Here is a 22,143-nt window from a genome sequence, read left to right as displayed (position 1 = left end):
CGCGCAGGCGAGCTAGTCGTTCAGCTCCGACTCGTTCAGCTCCGACAGCCACGGTGGGTTGGCGCCGGCACGCGAAACAGTGATATCTGAAATTCGTGAGGCTCGCGTCAAAATCTTCATTGCGGTCGCCTCGTCAAGGGTCCGCAACGCTTCGCGCGCGTCAGCCCCCACGAGGCCAAGACCCCACAGTGCGTCAATAATGCCGCCGGTGAACGAATCACCCGCGCCGACAGTATCAACCACTGGGATATCAGCAGGGGTGGCCGCGCACTGCATGCCACTCACTGAACGAGCCATGGCACCCTTGCTTCCGCGGGTGACGATGACAAGCGACGGGCCAAGTCCGAGCCAATCAGACACGACCTCGTCCAGTGGTGCATCATTCGTCAGCCATGCGATGTCTTCATCTGAGACCTTCACGATGTCGGCTGCACGCACGAAGTCGAGGATCGTGTCGATCGATTCTTCCGGTGAGCCCATAATGTCGGGGCGGATATTCGGGTCGTAGGTGACGATGGCCTGATCGTGTGCGCGGTGCAGCGCGTCAAGAATGGCGGGGCCACCTGGCTGAATAACAGCGGAAATCGACCCGGCATGCACGATTTGGGCATGGGGAGAAACAGGGATAGGCGTGCGCGGAGCCCACTCAATATCGAAGGTGTAGGTCGCGGCACCTCGCTCATTCAGCGTGGCAGTTGCCGTCGTTGTGCGTGTTGCGCCGAAAGATTCCAGTGGAATATAGACGTGGGAGTCGCGGAAGTGTTCAGCCACTGTCCGCCCTCGTTCATCGCGGCCCAGCCACGTTTCCAGCACAATCGGACGACCCAGGCGACCCAGTGTCATCGCCGTGTTTGCGGGAGAGCCGCCGGGTGTCTCCACAACATCATCGGGGCGGTCGGGGCGGTGCAGAATATCCACGAGGGACTCGCCGATGGCGAGGATATGCGGGGCAGACAAGATATCCATTGAAACTTCCTGACTGGTGACGTACACGCTTCTGTGCGGGTGCGCCCGAACTGGTGGGGAAGAGCGCACGAGTGCGTTCTGTGCTTAGCCTATCGAATGTGGGTATGCAGCGGAAATTGGCAACGCCTGCAGACTCCATGGTCGAGGAGAACGGGGCGGAGTGCGGTCATGTGGCGCCAGGGGCGGCGTGCGCCCGAGTGGTGCTAGGGACGGTGTGCGCTCGGGCGGTGCTAGAGGCGACGTGACCGCGAGTGGTCGCCTACCTGAGAGCGCCGTCTGCTTGTTCAGATGAGCCGCTCGCATCGTCGTGTGGCTGGTCTGAGGCGTCTGCCTGTTCAAGGCGGGATTGAGCCTGATCCAGGATCGTGCGGCAGCGCGTGGCGAGAGCTTCACCTCGCTCCCACAGCTGAAGGGTTGCTTCGAGGGGAGCCTTGCCTGATTCAAGAACACCGACGATCTCAACGAGTTCATCGCGTGCCTGCTCGTATCCCATAGTGGAGGCATCCGGCCGGTTCTCCACAGGTGAGGTGCCATTCTGGCTCATAAGCTTTTCCTTCCCAGTTTTCTTGTGCGTGCCGAGTGGTCGCGTGCACGCGACCACTCGGCACAATGAACAAAGCTTTGCGCATTAATTGGCGAGGGGATCATCTTCTGATGCGGAGGTATCCGAGGTAGCAGGAGTGAAGCCGAACACTTGAGCGACCAGTCGGCCCGACGCTAAGACGCCCTCAAGTAAATCGCCTTTCGCTATCTGATCAGTGGAGCGAATCAGATCTCCACCCGGCGTGCGCAACAGGGCATACCCGCGATCCAACGTTGCCTGAGGGGACAGAGCCCTCAACGTGCCGATCGCTCGAGCCAACCCCGTCTGCTCGCGGGACAGCATTCGCGACAGCGCCACTGACAGACGGCCGCGCAAACCGTCCACAACCTGCACGTGGCGCTCGACAATCGCCCTTGGCTCGACCATCACTGGACGCGAAGTGACCAACGAGAGACGCTCGCGCTCCCTGCCCACCACGCGCGCAACCGCAGAACGCATGCGCGAGGCGGCCTGAGTCAGCCCAGCAGTCTCCTGCGCCAAATCTGGCACGACACGGCGGGCCGCATCCGTCGGCGTGGACGCACGAAAATCAGCAACCAGATCCAGCAGAGGAGCGTCGGCCTCGTGCCCAATGGCTGAAACAAGCGGTTTACGAATCGTTGCCGCAGTACGCACCATTGTCTCATCAGAAAACGGCAAAAGGTCCTCGACCGAGCCGCCACCACGGGCCACTACGATGACATCAACATGGCTCAGCCCGTCCAGCTCAGTCATCGCCGCGCACACCTCCCGCACCGCGTGCACGCCCTGAACAGCAACTTCACGGATCTCAAAGCCGATCGCAGGCCAGCGCGCGCTCGCGTTGACCACGACGTCATCTTTTGCCTTGGCGTTGCGGCCACACACCAAACCAATCACCTTCGGGGCGAACGGCAGCGGGACTTTGCGTTCGGGAGCAAACAGGCCCTCGGCCGAAAGCTTGCGGCGCAGCATCTCAATCTGCGCGAGCAAATCGCCCAGTCCCTGCAGATGGATCTCCTCAGCCCGCAGATTGAGCGTCCCGCGCTTCTCCCAAAACACAGGAGTCGCACGAATCACCACGCGCGCCCCTTCTTCAAAGCCCGGGCCGGTGCGGTCCAGTACCGAAGGGAACGCGGTCACAGTCATGGATGTATCCGCTTGCACATCACGCAACACGAAAAACGCCATACGAGTGCCAGGTCGCGGCTTGTATTCGACGATCTGGCCTTCAACCCACAGTGTCGACATCTTTTCGACATAGGTCTTGATGTTCTCAGTAAGCAGTCGCAGAGGCCACGGGTTCTCCCTCGTCGTCATCGCTGCCTTGGGGGCGAGCATGCGCGCACCGGGCTGGCCCGCGTTCATTGACGAGGGTGGCCGGCCGCTTCCGGGCTGGCGTCCATCTGGCATATGCGGAGGCTGTGAAAATGACACGATCCAAGGATGTCACATCACACGACGATGCGGACGGTGGAGCGCTGCCGTGACGTGGGATTCATTACGCTGAGGATGTCAATAGGTGTCATAGACGTTAGATTGGACGTATGAATCAGGACGCCGCTGCGCATCGCGCATCTCCCGTGTCGCTTCCGTCGCCCTCGTTCCCACGGCCGCCGCAAGATGATGGTGGGGCCGGATCAGGCCAGGGGCAGACGCCTGAAGGCGGGCGCGTGCTCGTCGCTGCGCCGCGTGGGTACTGTGCGGGCGTGGACAGAGCGGTCGACGTCGTGGAGAAAGCGCTCGAACTGTACGGGCCGCCTATCTACGTGCGCAAAGAGATCGTTCACAATAAATACGTGGTGGAAACTCTGTCTGAGCGCGGCGCGATTTTCGTGCAGGAAGTCGGCGAAGTTCCCGAGGGAGCTCGGGTCGTGTTTTCCGCGCACGGAGTGTCACCGCAGGTGGTGGCCGCAGCGCAGGAGCGTCACCTCGCCACTATCGATGCGACGTGCCCGCTCGTGACGAAAGTGCATCGCGAAGCGGTGCGTTTTGCGCGCGAAGACTATGACATTATCCTGGTGGGCCATCAGGGGCACGAGGAAGTCGAGGGGACGTTTGGTGAGGCTCCCGACCATATTCAGGTCGTTGGATCGCCTGACGAGGTTGACTCGGTGACGGTGCGTGACCCCTCGCGCGTGGTATGGATTTCGCAGACCACGCTCTCTGTTGACGAGACGCGGCAGACGGTTGACCGGCTGCGTGAACGATTCCCGGAGCTGACGGATCCTCCCAGTGACGATATTTGCTATGCGACGCAAAACCGGCAAGTTGCAGTGAAGTCGATTGCGCCTGACGTTGATGTCATGATCGTGGTGGGATCGGCGAATTCGTCGAATTCTGTGCGGCTGCTGGAAGTTGCGCTGGATGCCGGTGCCGGTTCAGCTCATCGTGTTGACCGAGCAAGTGAGCTGCGCGAAGAATGGTTTGAAGGTGCTCAGACGGTTGGTGTCACATCGGGTGCGTCCGTGCCGGAAGTGTTGGTGCGAGACGTCATCGCGTGGCTGAAAGAACGCGGCTTGACGCACGTTGAGCAAGTGCGCACCGAAACCGAGACGACAACGTTTGCATTGCCGCGTAATTTGCGTATGGAGCTCAAGAAGTCGGGGCTGATCGATGCGCGCCCGCACGCACCGCGGCAGTCAGGTGCGAACCACACGCATTGACGGTGACGCCCGGTGCAACGAAGGCGCGAGACGCTGCTGACTCACCACAAGATATCTGCGCGAATTTTCTGCTGTGTGCCGAGTGGTCGCTTGCACGCGACCACTCGGCACACACATGAATGAGGCGCAGGACACGGCTTTCCGCATACGCGCACAGGAATGCCTACAATAGGGCACGTGTCTTTGACTATTGGAATTGCGGGACTGCCCAACGTCGGCAAGTCGACCCTCTTTAACGCCCTGACGCGCGCATCAGCGCTCGCAGCGAACTACCCCTTCGCCACGATCGAACCAAACGTGGGAGTGGTACCGCTGCCTGATCCTCGTCTGGACGTTCTAGCAAAAATGTTCAACTCAGAAAAGATCATTCACGCCACCGTCTCATTCGTTGATATTGCGGGCATCGTGCGTGGCGCCTCTGAAGGCGAAGGCCTGGGCAACCAGTTTCTTGCCAACATTCGCGAGGCAGACGCAATCTGCCAGGTCACACGCGCATTCGACGACCCCGACGTTGTCCACGTCGAAGGCAAAGTTGATCCGGCCAGTGACATTGAGACCATCTCAACAGAACTGATCCTTGCTGATATTCAGACCCTTGAAAAGCAAATCCCTCGCCTCGACAAAGAGGTCAAGGGTAAGAAAACAGATCCGGCAGTTCTGGCGACGGCGAAAGCCGCCCTCGAACTTCTTGAACAAGGCACCGTACTATCCGGGCCCGAGGGAGCAGCGCTCGACCAGGATGCCCTTAAATCGTTCCAGCTGATGACGGCGAAACCGTTTATCTATGTCTTCAATATGGATTCCGAGGGGATGGCAGATCGCGCCAAGCAGGATGAACTGCGCGCCCTCGTCGCACCCGCTGACGCCATTTTCCTGGACGCCCAATTCGAGTCCGAACTCATTGAACTTGACGAGGATGACGCCCGCGAAATGCTCGAAGAGTCAGGGCAAGCAGAATCTGGCTTGGATCAGCTGGCGCGCGTGGGATTTAGCACCCTCGGACTGCAAACATTCCTCACCGCTGGTGACAAGGAATCACGGGCATGGACGATTCACCAGGGAGATACCGCCCCCGAAGCTGCCGGCGTCATCCACACCGACTTCCAGAAAGGTTTCATTAAAGTCGAGGTCGTTAGCTACGACGAGCTGGTTGAACTGGGCTCGATGGCGGAGGCGCGCGCTCACGGGCGGGTGCGTATGGAAGGCAAAGACTACGTCATGCAGGACGGTGACGTGGTGGAGTTTCGTTTCAATGTAACCTGAGGCGCGCTAGTGTTAGCGGCATGACAACACGTGCTGCTATTTACCTCCGTATCTCGCTCGATGCTGCCATGGACGGCCTCGCCATCGACCGGCAGCGTCAGGACTGCGAAGCCCTTGCCGAGCAACGTGGCTGGGACGTCGTGCATACCTACGTCGATCAGTCGATCTCCGCGTCAAAGAAGGACGTGGACCGCCCCGACTACGACGCCATGGTGGCGTCTTTCGAGCGCGGCGAGATCGACGCGATCATTTGCTGGGACCTCGACCGCCTCACGCGACAGCCCTGGCAGCTCGAAGAGTGGATCGACAGAGCAGAAGAGCAGGGGCTGAAACTCGTCACCGCGAACGGTGATGCTGACCTTGCCACCGACGGCGGCAGAATGTACGCGCGCATCAAAGCAGCCGTGGCGCGCGGCGAGATCGAACGTAAAAGCATGCGCCAATCCCGTGCGCAACAGCAGCGCGCCGAGCAGGGACGCTGGTACTCCGGCGGTGTGCGCCCAATCGGCTACACCTCGACCGGCGAGATCATCCCACCCGAAGCCGCCGCCGTGCTCGGGATGTTCCGGGCTGTCGAGCGGGGCAACTCCATGCGCGACATTGCACGCGCCCTATCTGGGGTCGATCAACCGGGCTTGCCGGATATCCCGACCACGCCGCGCCATATGCACACCGTGGTCACAGAGCGCAACGCTCGACGCCGCGCTGAAGGCCAGGAAGAAAAGCCAGTTCCCGACGCGCAGCCGTGGGCCTATACGTCGTTGCACTCGATTCTGCGCAACCCCGTGTATGCCGGCTATTCCACCTACAAGAAGGCCAAACGCAAAGGCGTGAAGAACAAATACCGCCGTGTAACGCACATTGTCCGCGACCCCGATACCGGCGAGCCGGTAAAAGGGCAGTGGGAGCCGATCGTCACACCCGATCTGTGGTGGCGTGTGCAGAACGTGCTCGATGATCCCGACCGGCTGACAAACAAGGAGCGCCGGAACACTCGCCGCCATCTCGGCTCGGGTCTGTATGTCTGCGACGAGTGCGGCAACCCCGTGCGCACGCATGCCGACCGCTACCGCTGCGCGGCCTGTGGCTTAGTGCGCACACATAGCGTCGATGATTTTGTCCTCGCCGTGATCCGTGCCCGTCTTGGTCGTGACGACCTGGCGGACCTGCTGCCGACTGCGGACGACGACGAGGTCAACGCCATCGACGACGAACTCGCTGAGCTTCGCGCAAAGCTCGCCCGCGTCCAGGCTGACTACGACGAGGAGCTTATCGAGGCCCGTGACCTCAAGCGCGCGCGAAACCGTTATGAGCCGCAGATCGAGAAACTCGAAACGCGCCGTGCCCGTCTTGCTGGCGCATCGGCGCTGCTCGACACAACCGGCTACGCCTCGCCCGTGGATGCCTTCGACAACGCAGAGCTTGCCGTGCAGCGCCGAGTCATCAATACCCTGTGCCAGGTGCGCCTGCGCCGTGGCGTGCGCGGCACCAAGACCTTCAACCCTGAATCGGTGCAGATCGTGTGGAACTAGGTTGCAGTGTGTGACACGTCAACAATCGCGCGCATGCGCTGCGGCGCGCAAAGCTCTTACGAAGGAACGCCACGGGAGCCGGCAGTTCGGGGGAGATCTGCCTTCGTGTATCGGGGGCGACACTGCTCAACCGTGGCGTTCGCAGGAAGTATGACACGGCTCTTGTTACCCCAGAGGTCGTAGGTTCGAATCCTGCCCCCGCTACCAACTTCCAAGCCCCTACCAGGAGAAACACTGGTAGGGGCTTTAGTTATTTCTCTTAAGGCGCACGTCCTGGGACTCAAATCGGGACTTTAGCGATGGCATTTTGTCACTTAAGCCGGTTTGGAAGTGATGGGGTTAAGTGACAATTTTCGATTTTGTGACCTTGGATGACTGTGTCGTTTTGAGGAGTCGTCTGCACGGATTTCAGAAGTCCTCTGTACTATCGCCATCCACTCCGGAGAGGCCGCGGGCGTTCGTCCACTTCATCTGGAACGCGATTCGACAGAGCGCATTCAATACGATGGTCTTTTTCTCCCTGCGAAGGATGGGGGCAGTTTAGGGTACCAGGGTGTTGACCAGATCGAGGAATTCCTCAGCGTAGGCAATTTGCTTGCGTAGCTTTTCGTAGCGGGTGCGCGTCTCCTCACGAATGTCGGCAAGGGTGGCCTTGGCATTACTCCGTGCCTGCTGTGCGGTATCACTGTCCTGCCCGCCATCTGAACTATGAAGAATCTCCGCAGCTTCCAGGAATTCCCGCATCTGATCCAGAGTAAACCCCAGCGGTTTCATCCGTCGCACCAGCAAAACACGACGTACATCAGCCTCACTATAAAGCCTGAACCCACCAGGGCTACGCCCCGATGGGGTAATCAGGCCGACGTTGTCATAATAACGCAAGGTGGGAATCGACAACCCCGTCTGGTCAACGACCTCGCCGATCTTGAAATTACTGTTTTGCATTGCCTGTTCTCCTTCACGGTGATGTTGCCCACGGGTTCCTGTGCCTGGGTTGGCGGTTGAGTAAAACTCCCGCTACCATGACCACCATCACCAAACCTAAAGTTACTAGAGGGTTGGATTCCTTTCGGGCGTTCGCCCAGTTACCTATCCCCTCAAAGATTGGACATCTATGACTGAAACTAGCACGGCGGCCCCCCGCCCCCTCCTGAGTCCAGACGGCGCTGATGCCCCTACCGGGATCATCGCATCCTTCCGTTACGCATTTTCTTCCCCCGCCCGTATCCGTATAGAGATTCTGGCCGGACTGGCGGTATCCCTGGCGCTGATCCCTGAGGCCATTGCCTTTTCCATCCTTGCCGGTGTTGACCCAGCCATGGGTCTGTTTTCCTCGGTAGTCATGGCCATTGCGATCGCCTTTACCGGTGGCCGCCCGGCAATGATCACCGGCGCCACCGGGGCTATTGCCCTAGTCATTGCTCCTGTGGCGCGTGGTTACGGGATGGATTATTTCATCGCCACCGTTCTGTTGGGCGGTGTCCTACAAATCGTGCTCGGCGCCCTCGGTGTGGCGAAACTTCAGCGTTTTATCCCCCGATCGGTGATGCTGGGTTTCGTCAATGCACTGGGCATTATGATTTTCACCGCCCAACTCGAACACCTCATTGATGTGCCTTGGATAGTCTACCCACTCGTCGGCTTGGGTGTGGTGATCATGATTTTCTTCCCCAAGCTCACCAGTGTGATCCCCGCCCCGCTGGTCACGATTATCGTGCTCACCGGTTTGGTCATTGCCGCCGGTTTGACTGTCCCGACGGTCTCGGACATGGGCAAGATGCCGGAGACCTTACCGTCCCTGTTTATTCCGAACGTGCCGTGGACGTTGGAGACCCTGCAGATCATCGCGCCTTATGCCCTGGCCATGGCCGTGGTCGGTCTCATGGAATCGTTGATGACCGCCAAGCTCGTCGATGACATCACCGACACTCATTCCGATAAAACTCGTGAATCCTGGGGACAGGGGGTGGCTAATATTGCCTCCGGTTTCTTCGGCGGCATGGGTGGCTGCGCGATGATCGGTCAAACCATGATCAACGTCCGCGAATCCGGGGCACGTACCCGCCTATCCACCCTGTTAGCCGGTGTGTTCCTGCTGGTCCTGGTCCTGGCACTGGGCGACATCGTTGGCATGATCCCGATGGCTGCCCTGGTGGCAATCATGATCATGGTCTCGGTCGGCACCATCGACTGGCACTCGGTGCATCCACGCACCCTTAAACTCATGCCGGTCTCTGAGACCATTGTTATGGCCGTGACGATTATTGCCACCCTAGCCACCAGCAACCTGGCCATTGGTGTGGTGTTGGGTGTGGTCACCGCGATGATCATGTTCGCCCGTCGGATGGCACATATCGCTTCCATTGAAAAGGTCTCCGAGATCGACGGCGACGGCGATGGAGAGATTGATACTCGTACCTACCGGGTGCATGGCCAGTTGTTTTGGGCATCAAGCAATGACCTGGTTTATCGCTTTGATTACACCGATTCTGCCCGTCATATCACTATTGATCTCACTGAGGCGGAGATCTGGGATGCCTCCACGGTCGCGACCTTTGACGCGATTACGCAGAAGTTCCAGGACAGAGGCAAAACCGTGTCCATTATCGGGCTCGACGGTCCCAGTCAGGACCGGCTGAACCGCCTGTCTGGCCGGCTTGGCACCGGCCACTAACATCCCCCGACTCGAGCACATCGACTTGGCGCCCCAACTTATAACCGGGGCGCCAGTTTATTGGTGCTGTTGCAAAGTTGGGGCATAGGAAGAGCATAAAAGAAGCGTAGCGGTTAACCGCTACGCTGTGTTGTGGGGATTTTTACTTTTTACGGTGCACGTGTTCTAGTTAGTGGTTCGTTTCTTTCCTCGGGTGATTGCGACGGTATTCCTCGACTAAGTGAGCAATACCCGGCGCAGCCTGGGACAACATCCAGGTCATAAGCGCTATAAGAACCCCTATGACGATAAGTGTTAACGCCAACCAGCCCAGTGTTGGGCCGATGCCGTTGGCCTCCTGGACGTGACCCCACAAGGCAGACACGCCGTCGGGTATGCCGAGCATACTTAGCAGCCCGTTCCCCAAGGCTCCGACAGCAACGAGTGCGATAGCAACGAAGAGAACACTGGCTGCAATCCACGAGGCAGACATGCAGGCCTTAATAAAGTTCGTGTTCGACTTTTCCATATCGTCGTTATACTGCTTGCGTTCTGCGCGTATCTCCTCCAGCAGCTTTTCGTTGGACTCCTTCTCCTGGAGCAGAGCGCTGCGAGCCTTCTTAGAGGCTTCTGCTGCCTCGTGCAGGCTCTTAGGCTCTTTCGACATTGCCTCAGATACAGCTACTTCTACCAGCGGTTCCAGGCTAGAAGTCAGGCTCGAAGTCATCTGAGCGTTCAGGCTCTGGCTGCGACCCGGACCACATCTACTCAGACACCATCTCCGGCACCAACTGGCAACGGCCTGGTCTTGATGACGCGCTGGCGTACATGCGCCCCGACGACACGCTCGTTGTCACGCGCTTGGACAGGCTCGGCCGCAGCCTCGCGGACACCGTGAACACCATCGCTGACCTCGCCGAGCGTGACATCAACGTCAAGGTGTTGGAGCCAGCGCTGGACACGTCGAAGCCCACCGACAAGGTGGTTATCAACGTCATGGCAAGTCTTGCCGAGTGGGAGCGTGACCTGCTTGTCCAGCGCACCCGTGAGGGCGTGGCGCACGCCCGCGCACAGGGCAGGGTCGCCGGCCCCAAGCCGAAGCTCAGCGCTGAGCAGGCGCAGATGGCCAAGGAGCTTATCGACGGCGGCAAGTCCGTCAGCGCTGTAGCGCGCACCTTTAACGTCTCGCGGCCGACGATCTATCGCGCTCTCAAGCGCATCGAAGCCGACGCTTAAGCACAGGCTGCGTCGCTAGCGCTCGCACCCGGCGAGAAGGCATCAGGCTGCGCTAGCGACGCTCGGCACACATGAGTGCTGCACTGCTGGGATACGCCTGCGACCGGCAGAGCCGGGCCGAATACGGGATTGACCACATACACCCCGTATTCGTGCAAAGGAGCACTGCCATGTCCACCCATTCTCACACGCTTGCATCCCACGGCGAGATCCTCGCGAACCTCCCCGGCATCCTCGGGTTCTACCCGAACAACTCGCTGATCCTCGCGTTCTTCGTCGACGACGAGGGCGTCGACACCGTCCGCCTCGGCCCGGTCGCACGGTTCGACCTGGACGAAGCAGTGGAGAAGCTCACCGAGAGCCGCGAGCGGTTCGCAGCGTGGGTCCACCACCTCGAACTCGACGCTGTTATCGCGTACATGATCAGCGATGACATTGCGCAGCCGGTCTTCGACGAGACGGCCACGTACCTCACCAGCGGGGCAGTGCACCTACCGCCGCTGCTCGGGGTGGTGCAGGTGCCCGAGATCGTCACCGGGGCTGCGTGGTGGTCTGTATACCAGCATCCGCTCATCGACGAGCCGCGCCACGGCGTTGTCGGCGAGGTCGCCGCATCGGCGGCGCTGCAGCAGATGCTAGAGCACACCGGCGAGCTGCCGGAGCCGAGCAAAGACGACATCGAGGCACGGTTGAACAGCACCGATCACGGCATCGACGCTGCCGAGCACGCCGACATCATCGAAGACGCGCTGGCGTATATCCCGCCCATGTTCTCCGACGTGCTGCAGCGTGAATACGAACAGGCGGCGGCAGGGATCACCCAGCCGAGCACGCGGGCTGTTCGATCGGCGCTGAAATGCTTCACCACTCCGCGCTTGCGGGACACGCTGCTTGCCGCACTGCTCGATGACCCGCAGGCTGGCCTTGCGTTCATAGAGAAGGTCATGCGTGCTGTCCCGACCAGCTGGCCGGGGATGCGGGCGCAGCTCACCGCCACTGTCGCAGTGCTCGCGCACGCCACCGGCCAGCCGGGGCTAGCTGGCGTGGCTGCGCAGCGAGCCACCGAGATCGGGCCAGACGAGAACTTCCCGTCGCTGGTGGCGAAGCTGACCGACATCGGCCAAGGTGAGCGGATGGTTGAACTCGTCCGCGAGGGCGCCGAGAAGACCCGCACGATCTTGTTTGCGGCCGAGTAGCACCACACACCCCGTTGCAGCGATGCAACGGGGTTTCTTTTTCGCTGTACCTCCGTGGCTGGCGACAACAGACACTTCAACGAGGCAGGGGAGTGGCCTTTAGACAGCAGAGCTGTATCCAACAGACGGATTGACCATCAATCCGAACAAGGAGGCACGTGATGCGCGACTTCATCCACACCGACCTGGAACTGCTCTACCAGCTCGCCGACGGCGTCGACGGCGAGGACGCCGATCCGGGCGCAGCGCAAGAACTGCGCGACCTAGAGGCGGCAGGCACACCGCTGCCTTGGGCAGTGCTGTAAGGACAGCGCAACCACCCCGCAGCAGCAAAGCCGCTGCTTAAGTACCCAAATTGCACGGCAATTCACACTCACTCACGTAAGGAGAACCATCGTGTCCAACCCCTTCAACAACGGCACCATCGTCGGCAACGCAGCTCGCGCACCGAAGCTGTTCGAGCACGCAAACGGTGGCGCGACGGTGAAGCTCAGCGTCTATGCGCGCAACACCTTCAAGAACAAGACCACCGGCAAGGTCGAGTCCGAGATCGTGGAGCTGACCGGCTACGTCCAGGACGCTAAGAACCCCGGCGTGTTCGGCTGCGTCGGCTCCGGCGATCGCGTTGCGGTGAGCTACTCGCTGAAAACCGACGTCTACACCGACAAGGACGGTGTGAAGCACTACCCGCTGGTCGCCCGTATCGACACCGTGCAGCTGATCGACTCCAAGAAAGAGTCCGCTGCGCGCGCAGCCCGTCGCGGAGGCGAGGCGGCGAACGCCGCCCTGGCTGGCGCTGACGCCGACAACGACGAAGCACCGTTCTAACAACGACACCCCGCAGGGAAACCTGCGGGGTTATTTTTTCAACTATTTCACGGCCTTACCCAACCGAACGCAAACATTCATGCTTAGATTGACGGGGGCTTTTTCGGTACCGGTAGGGCGGTATCGGGTACCGGGGTGGTGGTGGTTGCCGGTACCCGTTTTTTACCCCCCGGTTACGGCTTTCGGGGTTGACGTAGCCGTGTGGGGGTCGTAGGGGCCATCCTTTCTTGTTTGATGTCGTCGCGGGTTCGCATGTCTTCTCCTGTCAGGGTGAGTTTCGAGCCGTGGTTGGCGAGTCGGCCGGGATAGGCATCGAAGCGCTCGAGTGCGGCGGTTGAGCCAAGGAGTTTCGCTTCACGCAACCTTGTCTGTATGACCTTGTTGTCGCGGGCTATGCAGTTCGTTTTTGCCGGGTTTCGCCGCGGCCGGGGAGCATCATACGCAGGCCGTTGAGGATGATCAGCGCGGCGCTGCCTTCATTCAGCAGCAGTCCCGTGGTGAGGGTCATCCAGCCGGCGAGGGCCGCGATGATAAGAATGGCCACGACGGCCAGGCTGAGCGCGATGTTGATCTTGATGTTGTTCCGGGCCCGTCGGGAGAGGCGGATGGCTGCGGGGAGCCGGTCCAGTTCGTCGGCCATGAGTGCGACGTCAGAGGTTTCGAGTGCGACGTCGGTTCCGGCGGCGCCCATGGCGATGGCCAGGTCCGCGTTGGCCAGTGCGGGGGCGTCGTTGACTCCGTCGCCGACCATGGCGATAACCCCGTACCGTTCGCGCAATTCACGTACGGCGGCTGATTTGTCCTCGGGCAGCAGTTCGGCGCGGTAGTCGTCCAGACCCAGGGCATGGGCGGTGGTTTTAGCGACGGTGGCGTTGTCTCCGGTGAGCATCAGCACCCGTTCGATGCCTAGTTCGCGCAGTTCGGCGATAGTGCTGTGGGCGTCGGGGCGCAACTGGTCCGCGACCGCCAGAACGGCCAGTGGCCGGGTGTCCTCGCGCAGTACGACGGCGGTGGAGCCGTTTGCCTCGGCTCCGGCCACGGCCGCTCCGACTTGCGGGTCGGTGCGGTCCGCGTCCGAGGGCCGGCCGATGTGCATGGCTCGGCCGTCGACGACGGCCTCCATGCCGGCCCCGGGGAGGGCGCGGGCGTCCCTGGCGGTGGGGATGTCGAGGCCCCGGTCCCTGGCCCCGGCGGTGATGGCGGCGGCGATGGGGTGTTCGCTGCCGGCCTCGACGGCGGCGGCCAGTGCGAGGGCTTCCTGTTCGGTGGTGCCGCCGAACGCGGTGACCTGGGCCAGGGCAGGCCGGCCGCGGGTGAGTGTGCCGGTCTTGTCGAAGGCGACGGCCTTGATGTCGGCTAGGCGTTCGAGGTGGATGCCGCCCTTGATCAGGATGCCGTCCCGTGCTCCGCGGGCGATGGCGGTGACGACGCTGACCGGCACGGAGATGACCAGCGCGCAGGAGCAGGAGACAACAAGGATTACAAGGGCTCGATAGATGGCCTCACGCCATTCGAAGCCGAACAACGGCAGGACCAGGGCCACCAGGACCGAAAGGGCGAACATGGCGGGGGTGTAGACGGCGCTGAACCGGTCGGCGAAGCGCTCGGTGCGGCTGCGGTTAGCCTGGGCCTCCTCTACCTGTTCGATCACCCGGGCGAGGATGGTGTCGTAGTGCTCCTTGGTCACCTGGACGCGCAGCACGCCGTTGCCGTTCAGGCTTCCGCCGAAGACCTCGGTCCCGGCGGAAGCCTCCACCGGCTCGGATTCGCCGGTGACCGGGCTGGCATCGACCCACGAAGCACCCTCGGTGACGGTGCCGTCGGTGGGCAGACGCTCACCGGGGCGGACGAGGACGACATCACCGGGGTGCAGCGCCTCCACGGACACGGTTTCGGTGAAGCCCCCGTCTGTGAGCCGGTTCGCGTTCGGGGGTGCCAGCTCCAACAGCGCGCTGATGGAGCCGCGTGCCTTGTCGGTGGCGTAGGCTTCCATGGCCTCGCCCAGGCTAAAGATGACCACGAGCATCGCGGCTTCTTCGATCACCCCCAGCGCGATCGCACCGATGGCGGCCATGATCAGCAGCACGGTGATGGTCAGCTGCCTGTTGCGCACGGCGCGGATGGCGCTGCGCAGCGGGTAGGCGCCGCCGATGACGATCGTGGCCCAGAATAAGGTCAGGGCCACCGGCTCGGAGTGGATGGTCCACTCCACGGCCAGCCCCGCGGCCAGCAGCACCGCGGCTACCGCCAGGGCCACCATCTCGCTGCTCTGCCACCACCGGCGCCGGGACTGAGCGGTGAGCTGTGTTGAGGTGTCAAATTCGGCATTCATTCGGTGATTTCTTCTCTCTGTGAAACGTGAGGACATGACTCGTGAGGGTCAGCCCTCACCAGGTGATCAGGCGCGGACGGGGCGTGCCGGGCCGGCCGGCGCCAGGGACAGGCCGGCCTTCTGTGCCGCTTCAACGATGGCGCTGTCGGCCACGGTGCCGTCGTGCGTGACCAGCGCGACGCCGGAGGCCAGGGCGTCGACCTTCTGCACGCCGGGCAGGGCCTCGACGGGGGCAAGGTCTCTGGAGCAGCTTACGCATCCGCCCCCGAGCGCGCGGTACTTGGAACGGACCAGCTGGATGGGTGTGTTCACGGGTGTCTCCTTCACAATGTGCAGTACTTCGACAGACTTCGAAGTCCGGCTTCCACGATACTCACACTTCGATAGTTGTCAAACTATCGAAGTATGCTAGAATGGAGGCATGTCGATCCCATCCTTGGACCCTCCTGCGCCAAGTGCGCTGGGTTACTGTACGCCGTTGTCCGGTGAGCCAATCACGGCGGCCCAGGCCGAGGCCGTCTCCCGGATGCTCAAGGCCCTGGCGGATCCGGTCCGGCTGCGGCTGATGTCCATGGTGCTCTCGCACGAGGGCGGCGAGGCATGCGCAATGTGTGACCTGACCGAGGGCTTCGACCTGGCAGTTTCGACACTCAGCCACCACCTGAAAATCCTGCACGACGCCGGGCTCGTTGACCGTGACAAGCGAGGGGTGTGGGTCTACTACAAGGCCCGCCCCGAGGCCATGGATGCTCTGCGCACCCTCTTCGGTTCCGACCTTTCCACGCCGCCGGCAGAAGCTGGTTGAGCACGCAACCGCGCGGCACCGGGTATGGGCTTGCGATGCGCGAATCAGCTCAGAAGAAAGCCGTTTGCCGCATGCTCCTAAAACGATCCTTAGCGCTACTTTTCCGCGGAATGGTCCTCGACCCCCGCCTCGCGCGCACCGCCTGAGCAGCCTCCTACATCCGGTTGAGGATGGTCCTGCGGGACTGGGCGATCGGCCATAAAGAGCCGCAGCCATCGTTCTCTGGAGCACCGTCTACCTCGACCGCACGGTCGCCACCCTGACCAGCGACGGCGGTGACATCGACCCGGACGTCCTGCGGTTCCTCTCATCGCTGGGATGGGAACACATCAACCTCACCGGCGACTTAGATAAGTACGTCATTGCTTCTCACTATCTTCCCTGAAAGGAAGATGTATCGTGCCTGATGCCCGTGAACTGACTCGGATGCTCAAAGATTTCCGAGAATACATCCCAGCCGTAGTTGGAGCCATCGTCGTCATTGCAACCGTGATCGGTCTTCTCGTCCCAAACCTTGAAGGTGGATCCAGAAGCGCCGACGATGCCAATAACAGCGGTACGACTAACTCGGGCACGACTAACTCGGGCACGACTAACTCGCAGGGTGATTACTCGGATCCGTCTGCTGATTGGTATTGGTACCTAACCGATGATCTTGTTAATGCCCTCCATGAGGGGATTCGGTCGGGGGTAGATTTGTACGTAGACGGGAAGTGGCATGAAAGGTCAATCCTCGCCACTGATCGGGGTTCGGCTCGAGCGTCTTTTAGACATTATCGAGTACCAGACATCGCGAAAACGCTGCGCCTCAAGGCGACTTGGGTTGACGACATCCCGAACACAGGCGCACCTGGCCAGGTCACGATCCAGCATGAAGGGCAAACCATAGGCGCGTTCACTGTCCCGGTTGGGGAGATTGTCGAACACACTTTCGATATCCAGGGCGGAGGTATTATTAGCGTTTTCATCGCTGCTTACGACCCTTCGACTGAAGAACGAGTGCCTTCAGACGGTCTTGCACTCCTCACCCCGGTGGTTACGAACTACTGACATCAACAACGCACCGGATCAGGCCGTGAAAGAAAGCGCTGGGAGCAACACCCAGCGCTTTCTTTATGCGTGGGTCAAATCAGAGTCACAGTACGGACGCCGTGGGGGAGTAGCGACGGTACAGCTCCAAGTGCGCTGACACTTCACAGCGCATTTCACGCGCCACTTTGCTGCACATCATCCGTGCTGTTTCGTTGTGCGGTGCAGTGGCGCGTTTACTGGCTCTTCTGCTGCGCAATTCATTGCACTGCGTAGTGTCTGTGGCTGTTTAGTAACACGCAGGTTGCACTGTGTATTGGGTAGCCATTCCATCGGCACGTTTACTGCGCGATGAAATGCCCCGACACTTCAATGACACGTGAATTGGGCAATAAAGTGGCTCGCCAGTCTATTGACACTTTCGCTGCGCAACAGAATGACACCGTCATTCTGCCGGCCCTTCTGCGGACGTCTTTTCTGCGCAGCACACGCGCCATTGTCCCGGCCGACGTGCTGCGCAATATCTCCGCCACTCAACAGGCCAATTCGCTGCACAACGTAGTGACACTCCGCTCAGCGTGGCCCAGATTTCTTCGATTTTCGCTGAATCTCAGCGGTTTGCCTGCCGCCGATGACCTACGACGCCGACGGCACCCTATACGGCCCGCAGACGGGTGTGCAGTGCGCATGGTGTGCTGCTAAAGCTCCATACCGCCGTCACGATCACGCTGCCGTTGCTGCTGGCGGCGCTGTTTGATGCGCTCCTGGGCACGGCGGCGCGCTGCAGCGCTTTCCCGCTGAGTACGGTCGATGACCGTCTCGCGATACCGCTGCTTCATCTCCGGGTCACGATCAAGTTCGATCTGCAAGAAATCCTGATCTACGTTGGAAATATCCTGCAGGGACTCGACTGCCTCCTCAATGATGATTTTTGCTTCCTCTTCTGCAGCTGCGCGGCGCGCTTCGAGACTTTCGGTGAATGCACGTTTCTCCACGTCAAAGGCTTCACGCTCACTGTCCAGGGCTGCGCGATCACGAGCCACCTGCTCGGCCTCACTGCGTGCTGCATCGCGGATGTCTGTAGCGTCGCTCCGCGCTTCGCTACGTGTGTTTTCAGCGTCCCGCGTGGCCTCACTGCGGATCGTTTCTGCCTCACGCTCCGCCTCATCTTGTGCTTCGCTGCGGATCGTCTCGGCATCGCGCTCAGCCTGCTTACGTGCCTCGTCGGCTTGGCGTGTGATCGTCTCCGCCTCGCTGCGGGCTGCGGCTGTAATCTCGCTCGCCTTGGACCGTGCAGTCTCTTCGGCGCGTTCGAGCAGCTCGTCTGCTTGCGCTTCGGCCAGGCCCAACTCCTGCTCAGCACCCTTGCGTGCGTCACTGCGGATCTGCTCAGCCTCTTGCTCCGCCTTCTCTCGTGCTTCCTTGAGCACACGCTCGGCAACAGCGCGGGCCTGTTCTTCGGCGTGCTGCAGCACACCTTGCGCTTTTTCGTTGGCAGCTTTCGCCTCTTCAAGTTCTTTTGCTGCTTGCTCGCGATCGTGCTCAGTTGCGTCCATGTCGCGCTGTACGGAACGCTTCTTGACTTCCACATCATCCTCGCGCTTGGCGAGATCGCGCTCCCGGTCTTGTTGCTCGGTGTAGCGGTCGAGGTTGAGTGACTCGTCATGACGTTCGGAGACTTCTAGTTCCACCGGATAGCCCAGCGCGTGCATGTGCTCCCGGAGTCCCCGTTGCGCGTCGATGAACTTCTGGTTACCCGAGATCTGTTTGCCCTTCTTCGGGCCGGATGTGTACCGCACTGAGGTGTCAGTGTTGTACGCGATGCCGGGGCGGCAGCGGAGCTTGTCGGGATCTTCGGGCTTCGGTGAGAACGTGTCGGCCTGGAACTGGATATGTGGCGTTGATTCGTCGAAGTTCATGTCCCCGCCAGCGACTGCGTCGATGCCACCGGGGATGAAGTTTTCCGCGATCCAACGCATCGACTCTTCGAGATACTGCTTCGCTGCTTCGTAGTCGCGTGCAACGAGTCGCGGCCGTTTCACTTCGCGACCGTCTACCTCACTCGTGTAGAAATCCGGGATTTCTTTACACATCGACTTCGGTAGATGCACGACGAACAATGACGTTTCAAAACTGTTCTTCTGCACGCGCACGCCGTCCATCCGGGCGTCTTGGTACGCCAAGACTTCCTCGACGGACGCAGCGCGACGGAACGTTCCGTTGCCGTCGTTGACGAACGGAACACTCAAATGCGCATCGGCCACGACGATGTTTGAGTTCATTGCGGCCTGATGCGCGAGATCCTGCGGATCTAATTCTCGCATCGCCTCCTTGAGGAGTCGCTTGCGATCTCCACGTGTGTCTCCGCCGCAGTTGTCACGGCGGAGATGGCGCAGATTGAACGCTGCGCGTCCCTTCTGCGCTGTTGATGTCTCCGACATATCTGTGTTCCTTGTGTTGAGGTGCGCGCGTACACGGAGCCTCTGTCTTCGACCCCTCCATGTACGCGCCCACATGACGAACTTGAGTTTTTCGGGGACCCCTAAGAATCGTGCGGGTCCCTTGCTTCGCTGTCCCACACGATTCTACCCCAAAAAACTCAAGGTCTTTAGCCCCCTAAAGACCTCAGTCTAGACACCTCGCAAGCTCGGAGAACTGAGGTCTTGAGGGGGCGCCTGCAGCGGGCAATAGCTCGCGGAAAAACCCTCCCTATTCGGTCGGCTTTTTCCGCTTCGCCTTGTCTCCGAAACACTGCGTGACCTGCGAAGATCGCTGTGGCGATCTCCTTGGTCCCGCAACAGGGCAGTGGCCTTCGCGGCGCTGGCGCCCCGCTTCGCCACTGCTACGTTTCATTCGTTGCACTCACGAAAATGTCTCTCACCGGCCTACTTTTGTATGCCGGTCTTCGAGTGTGTCATTTGCACTGCTGTGCAGCGCAAATGCCAATCGCTGAAAAAGGGCGGCGTCGCACCCCCTTATACTGGGTTTGCACTTTTTCGCCCCGACACCCTTGACGTCGGTCTTAGTGCGGCGTTTTTTCGCACCATGACCTGCATGGATGCACACTTTAAGACCGCATGCCAGGCGTCGGACCCCCTTATACTGGTTTTGCACTTTAGGGCCGAAATCGGCCCCCTTTTTTCTGCAAACGCTGCATCGATGCAGCTCACGAGGTAAAAAAGTGGTCTTCGACCCCCTTGTTTTCTCCACCCCGGCGTTGCTTCTGTTGCATTTGCTGCTTCGCCGCTGACACCCGTGCAGCGGTGCCGCAGCCACCCGCACACACGCGAAAACCCCGCCCTTGCGAGCGGGGTGTGTGGCGACATCAAACGTGACGGCTGTACGTCGTCACGCCGCGTGGCCGTACACACATGAGGTGATTGCGTGTACGGCTAAAGGGTTAGTCGGGTACAACTTCTAGATGCCGCTTCGGCTTACTGCCTTCGGTGCTCTCAGGCATATTGCCATCACCGTTCTTAGGCGTATTGCCGTCACCGTTCTTCGGCGTATCGCCGTCATCTTCGGTCCCGGCGGGCTTGTCGTCGTCGAGTTTCACCTCGAACTCTTTGGCGTACTTGCGCAACTGCGCAAGACGCTCCTTTGCTGCTTTGTGTGCACGGCGCGCCTCGTTCACGGAATCTTTTGCTCGCTGCTCATCGCGGAGCGCGGCTGCGTAATCGTCTCTGAAAAACATGGTTTGTTCTCCTTGATTGAGTGAATTCTTTGTTTGGGCTCGGGGCACGACGGTGGAGCGCGCGTGTGTTGTAGCACGACCATCACCCATCAGCCCTCGCACTCAGCTCAAGACCCAGCCTGGCTAGCTGAGCTAAGCGGCGGGATCTCGTCGTAGGTGGGTTTGTCCGCACTAGTGCTTCGCACCACCCAGCACCGTGACGAGCTGCTGGCGCTGCTCATCTGTCAGTTGGGGCGCTGCATCCACGACGGCATCGACGAAGCCGTCAAATAGCTGCGGGGCAGGGCGGCGTGCGGCCGCGAGGTAGGCGTCGAGATCGTCTTGGCGAATCCGATAGGCGGTGCCGAAACGGTGGAATGAAAGACGGCCCTCTTTAATAGCTTTTCGCAACGTGGACTCGGAGCCGACGCCGAGATCGGCGAGTTCCTGCAGCGTGTAAAAGCGTGGCGCGACGGCGGTAGTCGTGTCCTTTTCGGACATAGAAAAACGCTCCTGGGCAGATTGATCTGTCCCGGAGCGGGGTGCTTTACCGGCTTGCTATTCAGGCGGCTTGGAGTGCCGTGCTCAACTCGCTAGAACGGTGGTCTGCCGTCCCATCGCTTTACGGGAGCGCTTACTCCCTACCTGACCGCTTTTGTGGTCGGCAATGCCGTTGCCGACCGGTCTATCTCGTCGGAGGAACCGCGCCTATCACGGTCGAGAGGCTATCTCTTTATGAATTATCCTCGGGGTTATCCCCCGTATGCGGCTGGCTAAACCAAAAACGAATTAAAACGCCACATACGGTCTGGGGGCCATCGTACGGAACTTATGCGTCGCGCACAATAGCCTGCGACCTAATCTTTACGAATCGAACCGAGCACGTTTCTACACGCCACGTGGCACGGCTGGGGTGTTGTGGTGGGGCAGCTGTTGTGTGGCGGCATGGTGACACGCAAGGGGCGCGCCTTTTTGTGACCTGTGACACGTCTATAGTGTGCTCGTTTCGTAGTTTTGACCTCGTTTCGTAATTTGCCGATCAAAATACGAAAAAATTACGAAACGCTCTACCTGCGGTTTCGTAGAACTACGAAAATCGGAAAACCAAATTACGAAACACGCGATAACGCTGTGACCTGCACAGACACGTCACATTTCGGGGATGTTTCGTAATTTTGCGGCATTTCGACCCAAACCTTTTAAGGGAGAGACACAGACACACATTGCGGGCACATGTCTACGACATAGACCGTCCTCATTGAGGGCACGCTGCAGGGGTTGTAGCTATGTGACACGGCCGGGATGCTGCGTCACGGTGACACGCAAGGGGCGCGCCTTTTTATGACCTGTGACACGTCTGTAGCGCGCTCGTTTCGTAGTTTTGACCTCGTTTCGTAATTTG

Annotated in this window: 20 protein-coding genes and 1 pseudogene; 11 read left to right on the top strand and 10 right to left on the bottom strand. The window is 60.3% G+C overall.

All coding sequences use genetic code 11. The annotated features are described in order from the left end of the window. Window positions 1–12: 12 nt before the first annotated feature. The 3 genes from HMPREF2975_RS03225 to xseA all read right to left on the bottom strand — a co-directional run bounded on the left by HMPREF2975_RS03225 (window position 13) and on the right by xseA (window position 2,896). Window positions 13–966 carry a PfkB family carbohydrate kinase gene (locus tag HMPREF2975_RS03225; RefSeq protein ID WP_070725726.1) on the bottom strand — a complete coding sequence of 318 codons (954 nt, stop codon included), beginning with the start codon at window positions 964–966 and terminating at the stop codon, window positions 13–15. Window positions 967–1,225: 259 nt separating this feature from the next. Next, the gene (locus HMPREF2975_RS03220) at window positions 1,226–1,510 is read right to left on the bottom strand and encodes an exodeoxyribonuclease VII small subunit (RefSeq protein ID WP_070725725.1); all 285 of its coding nucleotides are present in this window, start codon (window positions 1,508–1,510) and stop codon (window positions 1,226–1,228) included. Window positions 1,511–1,594: 84 nt separating this feature from the next. Then, complete coding sequence (xseA, locus tag HMPREF2975_RS03215) at window positions 1,595–2,896, bottom strand: exodeoxyribonuclease VII large subunit (RefSeq protein WP_193599969.1); 1,302 nt, start codon at window positions 2,894–2,896, stop codon at window positions 1,595–1,597. A 179-nt stretch (window positions 2,897–3,075) separates the two neighbouring features. Between xseA and HMPREF2975_RS03210 the strand changes: the two genes are divergently transcribed. The 3 genes from HMPREF2975_RS03210 (at window position 3,076) to HMPREF2975_RS03200 (ending at window position 6,989) form a co-directional block, all read left to right on the top strand. After that, window positions 3,076–4,194, top strand: a complete 1,119-nt coding sequence (locus tag HMPREF2975_RS03210; protein ID WP_083314372.1) for a 4-hydroxy-3-methylbut-2-enyl diphosphate reductase — start codon at window positions 3,076–3,078, stop codon at window positions 4,192–4,194. Window positions 4,195–4,371: 177 nt separating this feature from the next. Next, the gene (gene ychF, locus HMPREF2975_RS03205) at window positions 4,372–5,457 is read left to right on the top strand and encodes a redox-regulated ATPase YchF (RefSeq protein WP_058237074.1); all 1,086 of its coding nucleotides are present in this window, start codon (window positions 4,372–4,374) and stop codon (window positions 5,455–5,457) included. Window positions 5,458–5,477: 20 nt separating this feature from the next. After that, on the top strand, window positions 5,478–6,989 hold the full coding sequence (locus HMPREF2975_RS03200; protein WP_070725723.1) for a recombinase family protein: 1,512 nt from the start codon (window positions 5,478–5,480) through the stop codon (window positions 6,987–6,989). Window positions 6,990–7,529: 540 nt separating this feature from the next. Here the strand turns inward: HMPREF2975_RS03200 and HMPREF2975_RS03195 are convergent. Further along, entirely contained in the window at window positions 7,530–7,934 is a 405-nt protein-coding gene (locus tag HMPREF2975_RS03195; RefSeq protein ID WP_048733850.1) for a MerR family transcriptional regulator, read from the bottom strand. A gap of 169 nt (window positions 7,935–8,103) precedes the next feature. Between HMPREF2975_RS03195 and HMPREF2975_RS03190 the strand changes: the two genes are divergently transcribed. Continuing rightward, complete coding sequence (locus HMPREF2975_RS03190) at window positions 8,104–9,663, top strand: SulP family inorganic anion transporter (protein WP_034664651.1); 1,560 nt, start codon at window positions 8,104–8,106, stop codon at window positions 9,661–9,663. Window positions 9,664–9,832: 169 nt separating this feature from the next. Here HMPREF2975_RS03190 and HMPREF2975_RS03185 read toward each other — a convergent pair whose 3' ends face one another. After that, on the bottom strand, window positions 9,833–10,309 hold the full coding sequence (locus tag HMPREF2975_RS03185) for a hypothetical protein (RefSeq protein ID WP_034664648.1): 477 nt from the start codon (window positions 10,307–10,309) through the stop codon (window positions 9,833–9,835). A 95-nt stretch (window positions 10,310–10,404) separates the two neighbouring features. Between HMPREF2975_RS03185 and HMPREF2975_RS03180 the strand changes: the two genes are divergently transcribed. From HMPREF2975_RS03180 to HMPREF2975_RS03170, 4 genes are all read left to right on the top strand, one after another. After that, window positions 10,405–10,878 (top strand): recombinase family protein, encoded by a 474-nt coding sequence (locus tag HMPREF2975_RS03180; protein ID WP_080972893.1) that lies wholly within the window; start codon window positions 10,405–10,407, stop codon window positions 10,876–10,878. A gap of 170 nt (window positions 10,879–11,048) precedes the next feature. Then, the gene (locus tag HMPREF2975_RS03175; RefSeq protein ID WP_070725722.1) at window positions 11,049–12,074 is read left to right on the top strand and encodes a DUF4192 domain-containing protein; all 1,026 of its coding nucleotides are present in this window, start codon (window positions 11,049–11,051) and stop codon (window positions 12,072–12,074) included. Between the two features lie 161 nt (window positions 12,075–12,235). After that, complete coding sequence (locus HMPREF2975_RS12455; protein WP_193599966.1) at window positions 12,236–12,379, top strand: hypothetical protein; 144 nt, start codon at window positions 12,236–12,238, stop codon at window positions 12,377–12,379. A 91-nt stretch (window positions 12,380–12,470) separates the two neighbouring features. Then, window positions 12,471–12,902, top strand: a complete 432-nt coding sequence (locus tag HMPREF2975_RS03170; RefSeq protein ID WP_070725720.1) for a single-stranded DNA-binding protein — start codon at window positions 12,471–12,473, stop codon at window positions 12,900–12,902. Between the two features lie 391 nt (window positions 12,903–13,293). Here HMPREF2975_RS03170 and HMPREF2975_RS03165 read toward each other — a convergent pair whose 3' ends face one another. Beyond that, window positions 13,294–15,234: a heavy metal translocating P-type ATPase gene (locus HMPREF2975_RS03165; protein WP_070725718.1), complete on the bottom strand. Its 1,941-nt coding sequence runs from the start codon at window positions 15,232–15,234 to the stop codon at window positions 13,294–13,296. A 66-nt stretch (window positions 15,235–15,300) separates the two neighbouring features. After that, on the bottom strand, window positions 15,301–15,546 hold the full coding sequence (locus HMPREF2975_RS03160; protein ID WP_070725716.1) for a hypothetical protein: 246 nt from the start codon (window positions 15,544–15,546) through the stop codon (window positions 15,301–15,303). 109 nt (window positions 15,547–15,655) lie between these two features. Here HMPREF2975_RS03160 and HMPREF2975_RS03155 point away from each other — a divergent pair, with 109 nt between their 5' ends. The 3 genes and pseudogenes from HMPREF2975_RS03155 (at window position 15,656) to HMPREF2975_RS03150 (ending at window position 17,089) form a co-directional block, all read left to right on the top strand. Beyond that, complete coding sequence (locus HMPREF2975_RS03155; protein WP_051904784.1) at window positions 15,656–16,039, top strand: ArsR/SmtB family transcription factor; 384 nt, start codon at window positions 15,656–15,658, stop codon at window positions 16,037–16,039. 208 nt (window positions 16,040–16,247) lie between these two features. Next, a pseudogene (locus HMPREF2975_RS13055) lies at window positions 16,248–16,385 on the top strand (Tn3 family transposase); the annotation flags it as partial. Window positions 16,386–16,438: 53 nt separating this feature from the next. Beyond that, the gene (locus HMPREF2975_RS03150) at window positions 16,439–17,089 is read left to right on the top strand and encodes a hypothetical protein (protein ID WP_141757268.1); all 651 of its coding nucleotides are present in this window, start codon (window positions 16,439–16,441) and stop codon (window positions 17,087–17,089) included. A gap of 677 nt (window positions 17,090–17,766) precedes the next feature. Here HMPREF2975_RS03150 and HMPREF2975_RS03140 read toward each other — a convergent pair. The 3 genes from HMPREF2975_RS03140 to HMPREF2975_RS03125 form a co-directional block, all read right to left on the bottom strand. After that, complete coding sequence (locus HMPREF2975_RS03140; RefSeq protein WP_227469171.1) at window positions 17,767–19,509, bottom strand: coiled-coil domain-containing protein; 1,743 nt, start codon at window positions 19,507–19,509, stop codon at window positions 17,767–17,769. Between the two features lie 959 nt (window positions 19,510–20,468). Continuing rightward, the gene (locus HMPREF2975_RS03130) at window positions 20,469–20,762 is read right to left on the bottom strand and encodes a hypothetical protein (RefSeq protein WP_070725707.1); all 294 of its coding nucleotides are present in this window, start codon (window positions 20,760–20,762) and stop codon (window positions 20,469–20,471) included. Between the two features lie 171 nt (window positions 20,763–20,933). Continuing rightward, the gene (locus HMPREF2975_RS03125) at window positions 20,934–21,242 is read right to left on the bottom strand and encodes a helix-turn-helix domain-containing protein (RefSeq protein WP_070725705.1); all 309 of its coding nucleotides are present in this window, start codon (window positions 21,240–21,242) and stop codon (window positions 20,934–20,936) included. Window positions 21,243–22,143 lie beyond the last annotated feature (901 nt).

Source organism: Actinomyces sp. HMSC065F12 (genome assembly GCF_001814535.1).
GTDB lineage: Bacteria > Actinomycetota > Actinomycetes > Actinomycetales > Actinomycetaceae > Pauljensenia > Pauljensenia radingae_A.
This window is presented reverse-complemented; position numbering and strand designations above follow the sequence as displayed.

Bases quoted from the DNA above. Each gene is read 5' to 3' on its own strand.
- HMPREF2975_RS03130 (WP_070725707.1), bottom strand. From the start codon at position 20,762: ATGTTTTTCAGAGACGATTACGCAGCCGCGCTCCGCGATGAGCAGCGA.
- HMPREF2975_RS03125 (WP_070725705.1), bottom strand. From the start codon at position 21,242: ATGTCCGAAAAGGACACGACTACCGCCGTCGCGCCACGCTTTTACACG.
- HMPREF2975_RS03165 (WP_070725718.1), bottom strand. From the start codon at position 15,234: ATGAATGCCGAATTTGACACCTCAACACAGCTCACCGCTCAGTCCCGG.
- xseA (WP_193599969.1), bottom strand. From the start codon at position 2,896: ATGAACGCGGGCCAGCCCGGTGCGCGCATGCTCGCCCCCAAGGCAGCG.
- HMPREF2975_RS03190 (WP_034664651.1), top strand. From the start codon at position 8,104: ATGACTGAAACTAGCACGGCGGCCCCCCGCCCCCTCCTGAGTCCAGAC.
- HMPREF2975_RS03155 (WP_051904784.1), top strand. From the start codon at position 15,656: ATGTCGATCCCATCCTTGGACCCTCCTGCGCCAAGTGCGCTGGGTTAC.
- HMPREF2975_RS03225 (WP_070725726.1), bottom strand. From the start codon at position 966: ATGGATATCTTGTCTGCCCCGCATATCCTCGCCATCGGCGAGTCCCTC.
- HMPREF2975_RS03200 (WP_070725723.1), top strand. From the start codon at position 5,478: ATGACAACACGTGCTGCTATTTACCTCCGTATCTCGCTCGATGCTGCC.
- HMPREF2975_RS03195 (WP_048733850.1), bottom strand. From the start codon at position 7,934: ATGCAAAACAGTAATTTCAAGATCGGCGAGGTCGTTGACCAGACGGGG.
- HMPREF2975_RS03175 (WP_070725722.1), top strand. From the start codon at position 11,049: ATGTCCACCCATTCTCACACGCTTGCATCCCACGGCGAGATCCTCGCG.
- HMPREF2975_RS03220 (WP_070725725.1), bottom strand. From the start codon at position 1,510: ATGAGCCAGAATGGCACCTCACCTGTGGAGAACCGGCCGGATGCCTCC.
- HMPREF2975_RS03140 (WP_227469171.1), bottom strand. From the start codon at position 19,509: ATGTCGGAGACATCAACAGCGCAGAAGGGACGCGCAGCGTTCAATCTG.
- HMPREF2975_RS03210 (WP_083314372.1), top strand. From the start codon at position 3,076: ATGAATCAGGACGCCGCTGCGCATCGCGCATCTCCCGTGTCGCTTCCG.
- HMPREF2975_RS03185 (WP_034664648.1), bottom strand. From the start codon at position 10,309: ATGTCGAAAGAGCCTAAGAGCCTGCACGAGGCAGCAGAAGCCTCTAAG.
- HMPREF2975_RS12455 (WP_193599966.1), top strand. From the start codon at position 12,236: ATGCGCGACTTCATCCACACCGACCTGGAACTGCTCTACCAGCTCGCC.